This window comes from Mycobacterium sp. NGS26 (assembly GCF_059813025.1).
The window spans coordinates 911887-925684 of the sequence record NZ_JCALDU010000002.1; the positions used below are offsets into that span (position 1 = coordinate 911887).

Consider the following 13798-nt stretch of genomic DNA (forward strand, 5'->3'; position numbering starts at 1 on the left):
GCCGGATGTTAGGGTGGGTTTCCGTGGGTCGGCAGGCCCAACTGGTCGAAGACCAGAAAAATCAAAGCCCTGCCCGTCTTCACGGAGGTCGCCAGTGCGTAAGCACCCGCAATCCGCCACCAAGCACCTCTTCGTCAGCGGTGGGGTCGCTTCCTCCCTCGGCAAGGGCTTGACCGCCAGCAGCCTCGGCCAGCTGCTGACCGCCCGCGGGTTGTACGTGACGATGCAAAAGCTCGACCCGTACCTCAACGTCGACCCGGGCACGATGAACCCGTTTCAGCATGGCGAGGTCTTCGTCACCGAGGACGGGGCCGAGACCGACCTCGACGTCGGCCATTACGAGCGGTTCCTGGACCGCGACCTGTCCGGTTCCGCGAATGTCACTACCGGACAAGTGTATTCGACCGTCATCGCCAAGGAGCGGCGCGGCGAGTATCTCGGCGACACCGTGCAGGTGATCCCGCACATCACCGACGAGATCAAACAGCGGATCGTGGCGATGGCCCAGCCGGACGCCGAGGGCAACCGTCCCGACGTCGTGATCACCGAAATCGGTGGCACCGTGGGCGATATCGAGTCGCAGCCCTTCCTGGAGGCGGCCCGCCAGGTCCGTCACGACCTGGGCCGGGAAAACGTCTTCTTCCTGCACGTGTCGCTGGTGCCCTACCTCGCCCCGTCGGGCGAGCTGAAGACCAAGCCGACGCAGCACTCGGTGGCGGCGCTGCGCAGCATCGGTATCACCCCGGACGCGCTGATCCTGCGCTGCGATCGCGACGTCCCCGAGGCGCTGAAGAACAAGATCGCGCTGATGTGCGACGTCGACGTCGACGGCGTCATCTCCACCCCGGACGCGAAGTCGATCTACGACATTCCGAAGGTGCTGCACCGCGAGGAACTCGACGCCTATGTGGTGCGCCGCCTCAACCTACCGTTCCGCGACGTCGACTGGACGGAATGGGACGACCTGCTGCGCAGGGTTCACGAACCGCACGAGACGGTGCGAATTGCGTTGGTGGGCAAGTATGTCGAGCTCTCCGATGCCTACCTGTCGGTGACCGAGGCACTGCGCGCCGGCGGGTTCTCCCACCACGCCAAGGTCGAGATGGTGTGGGTGGCGTCCGACGACTGCGAGAGCGCCGCCGGGGCGACGGCCGCCCTGGGCGACGTGCACGGCGTGCTGATCCCCGGCGGGTTCGGCATCCGCGGCATCGAGGGCAAGATCGGCGCCATCCGGTACGCCCGGTCGCGCGGGCTGCCGGTGCTGGGGCTGTGCCTCGGGCTACAGTGCATCGTGATCGAGGCCGCCCGCTCGGTCGGGCTGACCGAGGCCAACTCGGCCGAATTCGAGCCGGCCACACCGGATCCCGTCATCTCGACGATGGCCGATCAGGAGCAGGCCGTCGCCGGCGAGGCCGACCTCGGCGGCACCATGCGGCTGGGCGCCTATCCTGCCGTGTTGCAGCCGGATTCCATTGTGGCCCAAGCGTATGGGGCGACCGAGGTGTCCGAGCGGCACCGGCACCGCTACGAGGTCAACAACGCCTACCGCGACCGGATCGCCGAGAGCGGCCTGCGCTTCTCCGGGACCTCGCCCGACGGGCACCTGGTGGAGTTCGTCGAATACCCGCCGGACGTCCACCCGTTCGTCGTCGGCACCCAGGCCCACCCCGAACTGAAGAGCCGGCCCACCCGGCCGCACCCGTTGTTCGTCGCGTTCGTCGGGGCGGCCATCGACTACCAGAAGGGCGAGCAGCTGCCGGTGGAAATCCCCGAGCACACGTCCAACGGCGATCAGTATCTCGACAGCGCGCGGCGGCCGTTACCCGAGCCGGCGACCCGTGGCTGAGCACGTCTTCGAGACGGCGTCATCCGAAACGCTGTATACCGGAAAGATTTTCGCGTTGCGCCGGGATCGGGTGAGGATGCCCGGCGGCAAGGTCGTCGTCAGGGATGTGGTCGAACACTTCGGCGCGGTCGGCGTGGTGGCGATGGACGACGACGGCAACATCCCGTTGGTGTACCAGTACCGCCACGCGTTCGGCCGGCGGCTGTGGGAGCTGCCCGCCGGGCTGCTCGACATCGGCGGCGAGGCCGCGCATCTGACGGCGGCCAGGGAGCTGCGGGAGGAGGCCGGCCTGCGGGCCGACACCTGGCGGGTGCTGGTCGACCTCGATTCCACGCCCGGGTTCAGCGACGAGTCGGTGCGCGTCTATCTGGCCACGGGACTTACCGAGGTGGACCGGCCCGAGGCGCACGACGAAGAGGCCGACATGACGCTGCAGTGGTTTCCCCTCGCGGACGCCGCGCGCAAGGTGCTCGGTGGTGAGATCGTCAATGCCATTGCGGTGGCCGGGATTTTGGCCGCCCACGCGGTGGCCGGCGGTTTCGCCGACCCGCGTCCGGTGGACAGCCCATGGAAGGACAAGCCGACGGCGTTCATCGCGCGCAGGGACGGGCGATGAGCGCGCCGGCGCTGGAAACCCAGATGCAGGACTACCTCGACCACCTGACGATCGAGCGGGGCGTGGCGGCCAACACGCTGAGCTCCTATCGCCGCGATTTGCGTCGCTACTCGAAACACCTGTCGGACCGCGGAATTCACGACCTGGCCAAGGTCGGCGAGGACGACGTCAGCGAGTTCCTGGTGGCCCTGCGGCGCGGCGATCCCGATACCGGAACCGCGGCGCTGTCCGCGGTGTCGGCGGCGCGGGCGCTGATCGCGGTGCGCGGCCTGCATCGCTTCGCCGCCGCCGAAGGCCTGGCCGAGCTCGACGTGGCCCGGGCCGTGCGGCCACCCACCCCGGGCCGGCGGCTGCCGAAAAGCCTGACCATCGACCAGGTTCTGGCGCTGCTGGAAGCCGCGGGCGGCGACAGCCCGGCCGACGGCCCGCTCACGCTGCGCAACCGCGCGCTGCTGGAGCTGTTGTACTCCACCGGATCACGGATCTCCGAGGCCGTCGGCCTCGACGTCGACGACATCGACACCCAGGCCCGCTCGGTGTTGCTGCGCGGCAAGGGCGGCAAGCAGCGGCTGGTGCCGGTGGGCCGCCCCGCCGTGCAGGCGCTGGACGCCTACCTGGTGCGCGGGCGCCCGGAGCTGGCCCGCCGCGGCCGGGGCACCGCGGCCATCTTCCTCAACGTGCGCGGCGGGCGGCTGTCGCGGCAGAGCGCGTGGCAGGTTTTGCAGGACGCCGCCGAGCGCGCCGGCATCACCTCGGGCGTGTCGCCGCACATGCTGCGGCATTCGTTCGCGACCCACCTGCTGGAGGGCGGCGCCGACGTCCGGGTGGTCCAGGAGCTCCTCGGCCATGCGTCGGTGACGACGACGCAGATCTACACGCTGGTGACCGTGCACGCGCTGCGCGAGGTGTGGGCCGGGGCCCACCCGCGCGCGCAATAGTTTGTGCGAGCAGACGTAAAAGCCCCTCATTTCGATATGAAATGGGGGCTTTTACGTCTGCTCGCGGATGGCCTAGCCCAGGTAGTCGGATTCCAGCACCAGGTCGGAGACCAGCGTCTGGTACTCGACGTGGGTCTTGTGCTCGACGGTGTTCCACCGCTTGCCCTGCTGCCGGCGCATGTACTCGCGGTACTTCGGGGCGCCGGGGATCCTGACGTTGTCGGCGACCACGATCGACCCGGGATGCAGCCAGCCCCGGTCGAGGATGCTCTGCAGGTCGTCCAGGTAGGCGTCCTTGTCGTGGTCGAGGAACACGAAATCGAGTGCGCCGGAAGCAAACCCGTGCTGGTTCGCCAGCGCGTCCAGGGTTGGCCCGCCGTCGCCGATGGTTCCGACCACACAGGTCACCCGGTCGGCGACGCCGGCGTGTTGCCAGATCTGGCGGGCGTTGACGGCGTTGGCCTCGGCGAGTTCGACGGAATACACCCTCGCGTTGGGGGCGGCCCTGGCGATCCGCAGCGCCCCGTAGCCGCAGTAGGTGCCCAGCTCCAGCGCCAGCGCGGGATCGGCGCGGCGCACGGCGGCGTCGAGCAGCAGCCCCTTCTCGTCGCCGACGTTGATCAGCATCGACTTCTCGTAGGCGAACCTGTCGAGGGTGGCCAGCACGTCGTCGATGTCGCCGGCCCGTGCGTTGGTCAGGACGTACTCGACCGCGGCCGCCTCGCGCCCGTCGCCGATCTGGCCGGTCGTGACGATGTTGCGGGTGCCGGTGGCCATCCGCCACACCGACCACCGCAGCAGCGGCATCCGTCGCTTGAGGTCCATGCAAACCCACGATAGTGCCGCCGCCGGGCGGGGCGGGGCCGCCGCCGCGTGGGCCCGCCAATGGTGCTGGTGTGACTGGTGTTAACGCTGCGCGCTGTTGTGTGCTTCACCAGCGGCATTCGGCCGTATTCGCTGGTTAACTCGCCCGCGGGTCGCCCGGCTTCTGCGCGCCAAGCCGATAGACTCTGCTGCGATGTTCACGTCCCGACCACCCGACCGGCGATGACCGATCCGACCGACAGCGATGTCGTCATCGGTCTGACCGGGCGTCCGCCCCGATCGATCCCGGAGCCGCAGCCGCGCACCTCGCACGGCCCGGCCAAGGTCGTCGCGATGTGCAATCAGAAGGGCGGGGTCGGGAAAACCACGTCGACGATCAACCTGGGCGCCGCGCTCGCCGAGTACGGCCGGCGGGTGCTGCTCGTCGACATGGACCCGCAGGGCGCGCTGTCGGCGGGCCTCGGCGTGCCGCACTACGAGCTGGAAAAGACCATTCACAACGTGCTGGTGGAGCCGCGGGTGTCGATCGACGACGTGCTGCTGTCCACCCGGATCAAGCACATGGACCTGGTGCCCAGCAACATCGACCTCTCGGCGGCCGAGATCCAGCTCGTCAACGAGGTGGGCCGCGAGCAGACACTGGGCCGGGCGTTGCATCCGGTGCTGGACCGCTACGACTACGTGCTGATCGACTGCCAGCCGTCGCTGGGCCTGCTCACCGTCAACGGGCTGGCCTGCTCGGACGGCGTCGTCATCCCCACCGAGTGCGAGTTCTTCTCGCTGCGCGGTCTGGCGTTGCTCACCGACACCGTCGACAAGGTGCGCGACCGACTCAACCCGAAGCTGGAGATCAGCGGCATCCTGCTGACTCGTTACGACCCGCGCACGGTCAACGCGCGCGAGGTGATGGCCCGCGTCGTGGAGCGGTTCGGCGACCTGGTGTTCGACACCGTGATCACCCGCACCGTGCGCTTCCCGGAGACCAGCGTGGCGGGCGAGCCCATCACCACCTGGGCGCCCAAGTCCACGGGCGCCGTCGCCTACCGCGCCCTGGCCCGCGAGTTCATCGACCGATTTGGCGCGTGAACGGCACCGCCAATGGCGAGGCGCCGACGCAGAACGGCCACCCCGCTGACTACTCGGATGGTTTCCGGGTCCGCCTGACCAACTTCGAGGGGCCGTTCGATCTGCTGCTGCAGCTGATCTTCGCCCACCGGCTCGACGTCACCGAGGTGGCGCTGCACCAGGTCACCGACGAGTTCATCGCCTACACGAAAGCGATCGGGTCCCAGCTGGAGCTGGAAGAGACCACGGCGTTCCTGGTGGTGGCCGCCACCCTGCTCGATCTCAAGGCGGCCCGGCTGCTGCCGGCCGGGCAGATCGACGACGAGGAGGACCTGGCGCTGCTGGAAGTCCGCGACCTGCTGTTCGCCCGGCTGCTGCAATACCGCGCGTTCAAGCACGTCGCGGAGATGTTCGCCGAGCTGGAGGCCGCAGCGCTGCGCAGCTACCCGCGGGCGGTGTCGCTGGAGGACCGCTACACCGAACTGCTGCCCGAGGTGATGCTCGGCGTCGACGCGCAACGGTTCGCCGAGATCGCCGCGGTCGCGTTCACCCCGCGGCCGGTGCCGACGGTGGCCACCGAGCACCTGCACGAGCTGCAGGTCTCGGTCCCCGAGCAGGCGCAGAAGTTGCTGACGATGCTGCAAGCGCGGGGGACCGGCCACTGGGCGACGTTTTCCGAGCTGGTCGCCGACTGCCAGGGGCCGATGGAGGTCGTGGGCCGCTTCCTGGCGCTGCTCGAACTGTATCGGTCCCGGGCGGTAGCATTCGACCAGTCGGAGCCGCTGGGCGTGCTCCAGATTTCATGGACCGGCGAACGTCCGGCCAGCGAAGCCCTGGTAGAAGTGCGGGACGAATAGTGACGGACGAGCTGCCCGAAGAGCTGCCCGAGGTCGACCTCGACGCCGGCATCCCGGACATCGCCGAGGCGGCGCCGATGGACGCCGACGAGCTTGGCTCGGTGCTGGAGGCGCTGCTGCTGGTCGTCGACACCCCGGTCAGCGTCGAGGCGCTGGCCGCGGCCACCCAGCAGCCCGTCTACCGCATCGCCGCCAAGCTGCAGCAGATGGCCGACGACCTCACCGAGCGCGACAGCGGCATCGACCTGCGGCAGAACAGCGAGGGCTGGCGCATGTACACCCGGGCGAAGTTCGCGCCCTACGTGGAGAAGCTGCTGCTGGACGGCGCGCGCTCCAAGCTCACCCGGGCCGCGCTGGAGACGCTGGCCGTGGTGGCCTACCGCCAGCCCGTCACGAGGGCGCGGGTGAGCGCGGTCCGCGGCGTGAACGTCGACGCCGTCATGCGCACCCTGCTGGCGCGCGGCCTGATCACCGAGGCGGGCGTCGACGAGGACACCGGCGCGACGACGTTCGCCACCACCGAGCTCTTCCTGGAGCGGCTGGGGTTGACGTCGCTGGCGGACCTGCCCGACATCGCGCCGCTGCTGCCTGACGTCGACACGATCGAGGACCTCAGCGAATCACTGGACAGCGAGCCGCGTTTCATCAAGCTTGCGGGCCGTCAGGCACCCGAGCAGGCGCTGTCGTTCGACGTGGACCAGGATTGATGGTCGCACCGGAGGAGCCCCGGGGAACGCGTCTACAAAAGGTGTTGTCCCAGGCCGGGGTCGCGTCGCGGCGGGCCGCGGAGAAGCTGATCATCGACGGCCGCGTCGAGGTCGACGGGCGGGTGGTGACCGAGCTGGGTACCCGGGTCGACCCGGACGCCTCGGTGATCCGCGTCGACGGCGCCAGGGTGGTCGTCGACGACTCGATGGTCTACCTGGCGCTGAACAAGCCCCGCGGCATGCACTCGACCATGTCCGACGAGCGCGGCCGGCCCTGCATCGGCGACCTGATCGAGCGCCGGGTGCGCGGCAACAAGAAGCTGTTTCACGTCGGGCGGCTCGACGCCGACACCGAGGGGCTGATCCTGCTCACCAACGACGGCGAGCTGGCCCACCGATTGATGCATCCCTCCCATGAGGTGCCCAAGACATATCTGGCGACGGTGACCGGTACGGTGCCGCGGGGGCTGGGCAAAAGGCTGCGGGCCGGCATCGAGCTGGACGACGGGATGGCGCGGGTCGACGATTTCGCCGTGGTGGACGCGATCCCGGGAAAGACGTTGGTGCGGTTGACGTTACACGAGGGGCGCAATCGAATCGTGCGCCGCCTGCTGGCGGCCGCGGGCTTCCCGGTGGAGTCGCTGGTGCGCACCGACATCGGCGCGGTGTCGCTGGGCAAGCAGCGGCCGGGCAGCATCCGGGCGTTGCGGCTCGACGAGATCGGGCAGCTGTACAAAGCGGTGGGCCTGTGAGCTCAGATGTTGTCGTCGCCATCGACGGTCCCGCTGGAACCGGAAAGTCCTCGGTATCAAGGGGATTGGCGCGTGCGCTGGGCGCGCGCTACCTTGATACCGGGGCGATGTACCGGATCGTGACGCTGGCGGCGCTGCGCGCCGGGGTCGATCCCTCGGACGCCGCGGCCGTCGGCGAGATCGCGTCCGACGTGCAGATGTCGGTGAGCTACGACCCCGATGCTCTCACCTGTTACCTTGGCGGAGAGGATGTTTCGGCGGAGATCCGCGGTGACGAGGTGACCGCCGCGGTCTCGGCGGTGTCGTCGGTTCCCGCCGTGCGCACCCGGCTCGTCGAGTTGCAGCGGGCCATGGCCGCGGGCCCGGGCAACGTCGTCGTCGAGGGCCGCGACATCGGGACCGTGGTGTTGCCCGACGCGCCGGTGAAGATCTTCTTGACCGCGTCGGCGGAGACCCGCGCCCGTAGGCGCAACGACCAGAACGTCGCCGCGGGCCTGGCCGACGACTACGCGGGTGTGCTGGCCGATGTGCGCCGCCGCGACCATCTGGATTCCACCCGGCCGGTGTCGCCGCTGCGCGCGGCCGCGGATGCGGTGATCGTCGACACCAGCGACATGACCGAGGCGCAGGTGATCGCCCATCTGCTGGAGTTGGTCAAGCAGCGAAACGGGGCGGTGCGGTGACCCAGGACGGCACCTGGACCGACGAAAGCGATTGGGAATTCGTCGATTCCGTCACCGAGGAAGCCGGTCCCGCGCCGGTGGTCGCCGTGGTGGGCCGGCCGAACGTCGGTAAGTCGACGCTGGTGAACCGGATCCTGGGCCGGCGCGAGGCGGTGGTGCAGGACGTTCCCGGCGTGACCCGTGACCGGGTATCCTACGACGCGCTGTGGACCGGGCGACGGTTTGTCGTGCAGGACACCGGCGGTTGGGAGCCCGACGCCAAGGGCCTGCAGCAGCTGGTGGCCGAGCAGGCGTCGGTGGCGATGCGCACCGCCGACGCGGTGATCCTGGTGGTCGACTCCGTCGTCGGCGCCACCGCCGCCGACGAAGCCGCCGCCCGCATCCTGCTGCGCTCGGGCAAGCCAGTGTTCTTGGCCGCCAACAAGGTTGACAGCGAGAAGGCCGAGGCCGACGTGGCGGCCCTGTGGTCGCTGGGGCTGGGGGAGCCGCACGCGATCAGCGCGATGCACGGTCGTGGGGTGGCCGATCTGCTCGACGCGGTGCTGGCCGCGCTGCCCGAGGTGTCCGAGGCGGCACCGGCGGCCGGCGGTCCCCGGCGGGTCGCGCTGGTCGGCAAGCCCAACGTCGGCAAGAGCTCGCTGCTGAACAAGCTCGCGGGCGACCAACGCTCGGTGGTGCACGAGGTGGCCGGGACGACGGTGGACCCGGTGGACTCGCTCATCGAATTGGGCGGCAAGGTCTGGCGGTTCGTCGACACCGCGGGCCTGCGGCGGAAGGTGGGCCAGGCCCGCGGGCATGAGTTCTACGCGTCGGTGCGCACGCACTCGGCCATCGATGCCGCCGAGGTGGTGATCGTGCTGATCGACGCGTCCGAGCCGCTGACCGAACAGGACCAGCGGGTGCTGTCCATGGTCATCGAGGCCGGGCGGGCGCTGGTGCTGGCGTTCAACAAGTGGGACCTGGTCGACGAGGACCGGCGCGAGCTGCTGGAGCGCGAGATCGACCGCGAGCTGGTGCAGCTGCGGTGGGCGCAGCGGGTCAACATCTCCGCCAAGACCGGCCGGGCGGTGCAGAAGCTGGTGCCGGCGATGGAGGCCGCGCTGGCATCGTGGGACACCAGGATCGCCACCGGCCCGCTGAACACGTGGATCAAGGAAGTGGTGGCGGCCACGCCGCCGCCGGTGCGGGGCGGGAAGCAGCCGCGCATCCTGTTCGCCACCCAAGCCACCGCGCGCCCGCCCACGTTCGTGCTGTTCACCACCGGCTTTCTCGAGGCCGGGTATCGGCGCTTTCTGGAACGACGGCTGCGCGAGACGTTCGGGTTCGACGGCAGCCCGGTCCGGATCAATGTGCGGGTGGGCGAAAAGCGGCGCGGCAAGCGCCGCTGAGCCGTGTCGAGCGCTTGAGTGTGCGCTCACGCATTCGACTGTGAGCCCATGGATTCGAGCGTGCATTCACGGCGGGCAGTTCGATCTGATCGCACCATGGGCTCACACTGAACGCTGTCAGCTCACACTGAACGCCCAGTCTTCACGCTCGACCGTCCCGCGACGCCATGACTGGGTCGAGCCTCGTCTGCGGTAGGCTTTCGACCTGCTGCCGATGCTCTAGGCGGCGGACAACGGGCTGTGGCGCAGTTTGGTAGCGCACTACACTGGGGGTGTAGGGGTCGCAGGTTCAAATCCTGTCAGCCCGACCAAGGTTTCCGCAGGTCAGAGGCTATTTTTGACGTCGGCTCAGGTGCGCGTACCCCGGCCGTACCCTAGCCGTTCGCAAATCTGGTCGCTCGTCGGGACCAGTCGATAGATTTGGGACTGATTGATCAGTGACTTTGAACTAGCGGGAGCAGCCATCATGGGGCTATTCGACGGCGGGCGGCGACGGGCAGAGCAACTGGATGCGCAGCGGATCCTGACGGACCTGATGTATAGACGGAAATACTCCACCATGGCGTTTGCCGACTGGACCTCGGCGCAGGACATGCTGCGCTTCTACACATCAAGCGCAGCGCGCAGAAGCTCGACCGCATGCTCTACTCGAATCAAGTATCTCGAGGTGCCCGAGCCTGTGCCGCAATTAGCATCCTTCGCCCCTTCATCCCTTCCTCCGCTATCAGAGTGCCCGGCAAAGCTGGCGGAAGTACAGTACCGATTCCAAGTGGAGGTTCAACGCCATGCCCAACGCGAGAACGCACGCTTGCAGGAGCTTGCAGCGCTGAAGGCGCTGTTGCCTCGGATACAGGCCGCCGAACTTCATAAAGAACGCGAGTGGCAAAGGAGTTGCTGGCCGAAACATGTTGTGCTCGAACGAGAAATCTACGAATTGGCCGGTGTAGAGACGCAGGTCAAGATCCAAAATCGCAACATCGAGTCTCGGGTCGAAGCACTCAATGACCTTCTAAGCGTGGGTCTTCAGCAACTGCCACGTGATTTCAACAATTTCCTCGGCCTCAGCGCAGACCTGACCGAAACCTATCGCACGGGCGATCCCGGCGGCGTCGCGTCTTTCATCGAATCAGTGCTCACGGGAATGCCGCTACCTGACTTCATCGAACCGAAGGCGAAGGTTGCCTACTTGCCCGACTCGCGGCAGTTAGTGCTCGAGTATGAGTTGCCTTCAGTGGGAATCGTTCCTACAGCGAAGGTGTATCGCTTTGTCAAGAGCCGTGAGACCGTAACGGAAACGGCTCGGCCCCTGTCGCAGGTAAAAGCCTTGTACGCCAGCGCGATTGCGCAGTTGACTCTTCTCTGTCTTACCGGCGTCTTCGATGCTGATGTCGAGCAGCATATCGACGTGGTGGTCTTCAACGGCGTTGTGGACACGATTGATCCGCGCACGGGTAAACCGACTCGGCCATGCCTGATTACTGTCCGAACGACCCGAGACACCTTCAGTGAGATCGACGTCTCCCAGGTTGACCCCGCCGCCTGCCTCAAGCACCTCAACGCAGGAGTCTCGAAAAGCCCTGCGGAGTTATCGCCAGTACGTCCGGTGCTGGACTTCTCAATGGTGGACCCACGATTCATCGCTGAAACCGATACCTTGGGCGGTTTGGACGACCGGCCAAACCTGATGGAACTCACGCCGCAACAGTTCGAGTCGCTCATCCAAAATCTCTTCGAAAAAATCGGCCTCGACACCAGGCAGACCCGACCTTCCCGAGATGGCGGCGTCGATTGCGTCGCTTACAACACTGACCCCATCTTGGGTGGCAAGGTCGTAATCCAAGCAAAGCGATACAAGCACACCGTTGGTGTCTCTGCCGTCCGCGACCTCTACGGCACACTCCAGAACGAGGGCGCGTCCAAGGGAATACTCGTCACGACAAGCGGATACGGTAAAGCATCCTACGAATTCGCCCAGGGGAAACCAATTGAGCTATTCGCCGGATCAAACCTCCTGTATCTGCTCGAAACCCACGCGGGCATCAAAGCTCGGATCGAGCCGCCAGATGACTGGCAAGACCCCGTACCCGACTCGGGCGAGCTACCGGATTAGATGGCTACATTCACCGAGCTTTTCGACCAGTTGGACCCCGACGACAACGTCAGGGGCAAGCAGTTCGAACGCATCTGCAAATGGTATTTGGAGCTATGAATCGCGTGCCCGCTTTCGATCTTGGGCGGCATCCGCAGTGGCGGAAACCCCGCCGGGGTCCAACCCGGCCGGACCGGGTAGGAGTACGAGTGTGATGAACAAGCAGGAATTGGCTCGCGAGCTTGGCCACCCCGACGCGCAAAAGCTGCTCTCCGGTTCGATGGCCCGGCTCGCCTACAACGGACACGATGGCTTCCCGCGGGTGATTCCCGTCGGATTCTACTGGACCGGTGAACGTATTGTCGTCTCCACGGCACCGACGTCCCCCAAAGCGCGCGCGCTTTCGTCCCGCCCGCAAGTCGCATTGACGATCGACACGGGCACCACCCCAGAAGAAGCGCAGGCGCTGTTGGTGCGTGGCCTCGCCGCGCTGGAAACCGTCGACGGAGTCACCGATGAGTACCTCGCGGCAGCGGGGAGGTCAATGGACGGAGCCCAACTTGCCGAGTTCGAACGCAACGTGCGGTTGACGTACAAGCAGATGGTGCGCATCTCCATCGAGCCGCAATGGGCGCGGTTCTATGACTTTGGCGCCGGCCGGTTGCCCGCTTTCCTCGCGAACCTGGTCAACGATGGCTAGAAAGACCCGGGTCGGCGGTGGTTGACGCCAAAAATAAACGGGCTATTCGGCTCGACGGCGGGCCGCCTGCAGACGGCGTTCATCTGGATCAACAAACCTGAAGCGCGACACCCGTGTGGGTCCTGCGCACGAGAAGTGACGTGACGCAGCCCGAGACGAAAGGCACCTCGCGTTTGTTCAAACAGAAGAGCGAACCAGTTTCTCGCCCCAATATGGGACATAACGTGACAGTCGAATGACGGCGTTACACGGGCGCCGCAGAATGTGTGCCTTGCGGGTATTGCATCGCGGCGACCACCCACAGTCTGCAGTGGCAGCGACGCAACCGTCCGAGCTTCGATGCGTTAGCTGTGTTCGGCGGTCGCGTCGGACGTGCAAGCTTGAGGTCCCCGGCCGCGTCCAAGCGCCGTGGCTAAGGCCGACCGGGTGAACTGGTGGGGGTGAACGCAGCCGAGCTGTTCGTGGCGTGCAATTTCGCAACGGGGGGTGAATTCGGCCCTTGCAGCAAGAAGGGGCCCCGAAGATCCACTGCGGCAAGACGTTACGAAACGGTTAACCTCGCTGGTGCTTGCCCGATTGAGCTCAACCTCAGCCACCCGGCATCTCGTCCGAGGTTGCGGGAGCATACCGATCCGTCGGGCCCAGCAAGTGTTCTACATGTGGACCGGAGAGAGGGGTGACTTCGTTCTCGATTGATTGCTCGACTGGGCCTGGCTCGCAACCTTCAGTCCGGCCACGTCCGCGAGAGGCTCGAAGGCTAGGCGACCAGCGGTGACGGGCTCCGGGAGGCGCGACCAACGCGGTTGACAAGTTTGCGAAGCCGGTTGGTCGAGGGATCGACGCCGCGCCGGCGCGGCGGAAGCCTAGTGCATGAACCTGTGATGAACGTAAGACGAAGGCGAAATGACCGTAATTGCCGGTGATTTGGGCCGCCTCGTCCTTCCGACGGCACGGTACGATTCGGTAACGGACTGAGGGGCGTGATGCAGATAACGCTCGGCAGTTCCAACGATGTCGCGGCCGCGCGGCTCACGGTGCGTATGCCCAGGCACGTAGGTATCGACAAGCCAGGACAGCGCCCCGTCTTGAGGGCGCGGCATACAGTAGGTGCATCCCAACGACATGCGGCATTCGCCTCGAGTTGGCATCGCGTGCGGTCGCGCTGGTAGTACGTAACGTGAGAGTTAAAGCAAGGCTTGGCGTTTGAGACGCCGGGCCGACGGTACCCCCCTCGCAGGGGTGAGTACCCCAACCCGTAGTTGCATGCGTTGGGAGAGAGCCTTAATGGTTGTTGCTGATCATGTACTCCCGCTGACGCGAGGTCAGCTGGAT

Annotated in this window: 12 protein-coding genes and 1 tRNA gene; 12 read left to right on the forward strand and 1 reads right to left on the reverse strand. The window is 66.7% G+C overall.

The annotated features are described in order from the left end of the window. Positions 1 to 94: 94 nt before the first annotated feature. Genes pyrG through xerD form a run of 3 tightly spaced genes read left to right on the forward strand, consistent with a single transcriptional unit; the run spans position 95 to position 3400 of the window. Entirely contained in the window at positions 95 to 1846 is a 1752-nt protein-coding gene (gene pyrG, locus AC5Y6X_RS10375; protein ID WP_499986336.1) for a CTP synthase, read from the forward strand. Further along, positions 1839 to 2462, forward strand: a complete 624-nt coding sequence (locus tag AC5Y6X_RS10380) for an NUDIX domain-containing protein (protein WP_499986337.1) — start codon at positions 1839 to 1841, stop codon at positions 2460 to 2462. The genes pyrG and AC5Y6X_RS10380 overlap by 8 nt, the downstream gene beginning before the upstream one ends. Beyond that, positions 2459 to 3400 (forward strand): site-specific tyrosine recombinase XerD, encoded by a 942-nt coding sequence (gene xerD, locus AC5Y6X_RS10385; protein ID WP_324677659.1) that lies wholly within the window; start codon positions 2459 to 2461, stop codon positions 3398 to 3400. Before AC5Y6X_RS10380 ends, xerD begins: the two co-directional genes overlap by 4 nt. Before the next feature lie 72 nt (positions 3401 to 3472). Here the strand turns inward: xerD and AC5Y6X_RS10390 are convergent, their stop codons facing one another. Continuing rightward, the gene (locus tag AC5Y6X_RS10390) at positions 3473 to 4225 is read right to left on the reverse strand and encodes an O-methyltransferase (RefSeq protein ID WP_499986338.1); all 753 of its coding nucleotides are present in this window, start codon (positions 4223 to 4225) and stop codon (positions 3473 to 3475) included. Between the two features lie 222 nt (positions 4226 to 4447). Between AC5Y6X_RS10390 and AC5Y6X_RS10395 the strand changes: the two genes are divergently transcribed. The 9 genes from AC5Y6X_RS10395 to AC5Y6X_RS10435 all read left to right on the forward strand — a co-directional run bounded on the left by AC5Y6X_RS10395 (position 4448) and on the right by AC5Y6X_RS10435 (position 12466). After that, the gene (locus AC5Y6X_RS10395) at positions 4448 to 5311 is read left to right on the forward strand and encodes a ParA family protein (protein ID WP_324677655.1); all 864 of its coding nucleotides are present in this window, start codon (positions 4448 to 4450) and stop codon (positions 5309 to 5311) included. Next, positions 5308 to 6147, forward strand: coding sequence for a segregation/condensation protein A (locus AC5Y6X_RS10400; RefSeq protein ID WP_324677653.1), 840 nt, complete (start codon positions 5308 to 5310; stop codon positions 6145 to 6147). Before AC5Y6X_RS10395 ends, AC5Y6X_RS10400 begins: the two co-directional genes overlap by 4 nt. Positions 6148 to 6158: 11 nt before the next feature. Next, on the forward strand, positions 6159 to 6854 hold the full coding sequence (scpB, locus tag AC5Y6X_RS10405; RefSeq protein ID WP_499986500.1) for an SMC-Scp complex subunit ScpB: 696 nt from the start codon (positions 6159 to 6161) through the stop codon (positions 6852 to 6854). Continuing rightward, positions 6854 to 7606: a pseudouridine synthase gene (locus AC5Y6X_RS10410; RefSeq protein WP_499986339.1), complete on the forward strand. Its 753-nt coding sequence runs from the start codon at positions 6854 to 6856 to the stop codon at positions 7604 to 7606. Before scpB ends, AC5Y6X_RS10410 begins: the two co-directional genes overlap by 1 nt. Next, positions 7603 to 8289: a (d)CMP kinase gene (gene cmk / locus AC5Y6X_RS10415; protein WP_499986340.1), complete on the forward strand. Its 687-nt coding sequence runs from the start codon at positions 7603 to 7605 to the stop codon at positions 8287 to 8289. The genes AC5Y6X_RS10410 and cmk overlap by 4 nt, the downstream gene beginning before the upstream one ends. Continuing rightward, positions 8286 to 9677 carry a ribosome biogenesis GTPase Der gene (gene der, locus AC5Y6X_RS10420; protein WP_499986341.1) on the forward strand — a complete coding sequence of 464 codons (1392 nt, stop codon included), beginning with the start codon at positions 8286 to 8288 and terminating at the stop codon, positions 9675 to 9677. Before cmk ends, der begins: the two co-directional genes overlap by 4 nt. 234 nt (positions 9678 to 9911) lie before the next feature. Next, positions 9912 to 9988 (forward strand) — tRNA-Pro (locus AC5Y6X_RS10425). Between the two features lie 155 nt (positions 9989 to 10143). Continuing rightward, a complete protein-coding gene (locus tag AC5Y6X_RS10430; RefSeq protein WP_499986342.1) occupies positions 10144 to 11787 on the forward strand; it encodes a restriction endonuclease in 1644 nt (547 codons plus the stop codon). Between the two features lie 193 nt (positions 11788 to 11980). Next, on the forward strand, positions 11981 to 12466 hold the full coding sequence (locus AC5Y6X_RS10435) for a pyridoxamine 5'-phosphate oxidase family protein (RefSeq protein ID WP_499986501.1): 486 nt from the start codon (positions 11981 to 11983) through the stop codon (positions 12464 to 12466). Positions 12467 to 13798 lie beyond the last annotated feature (1332 nt).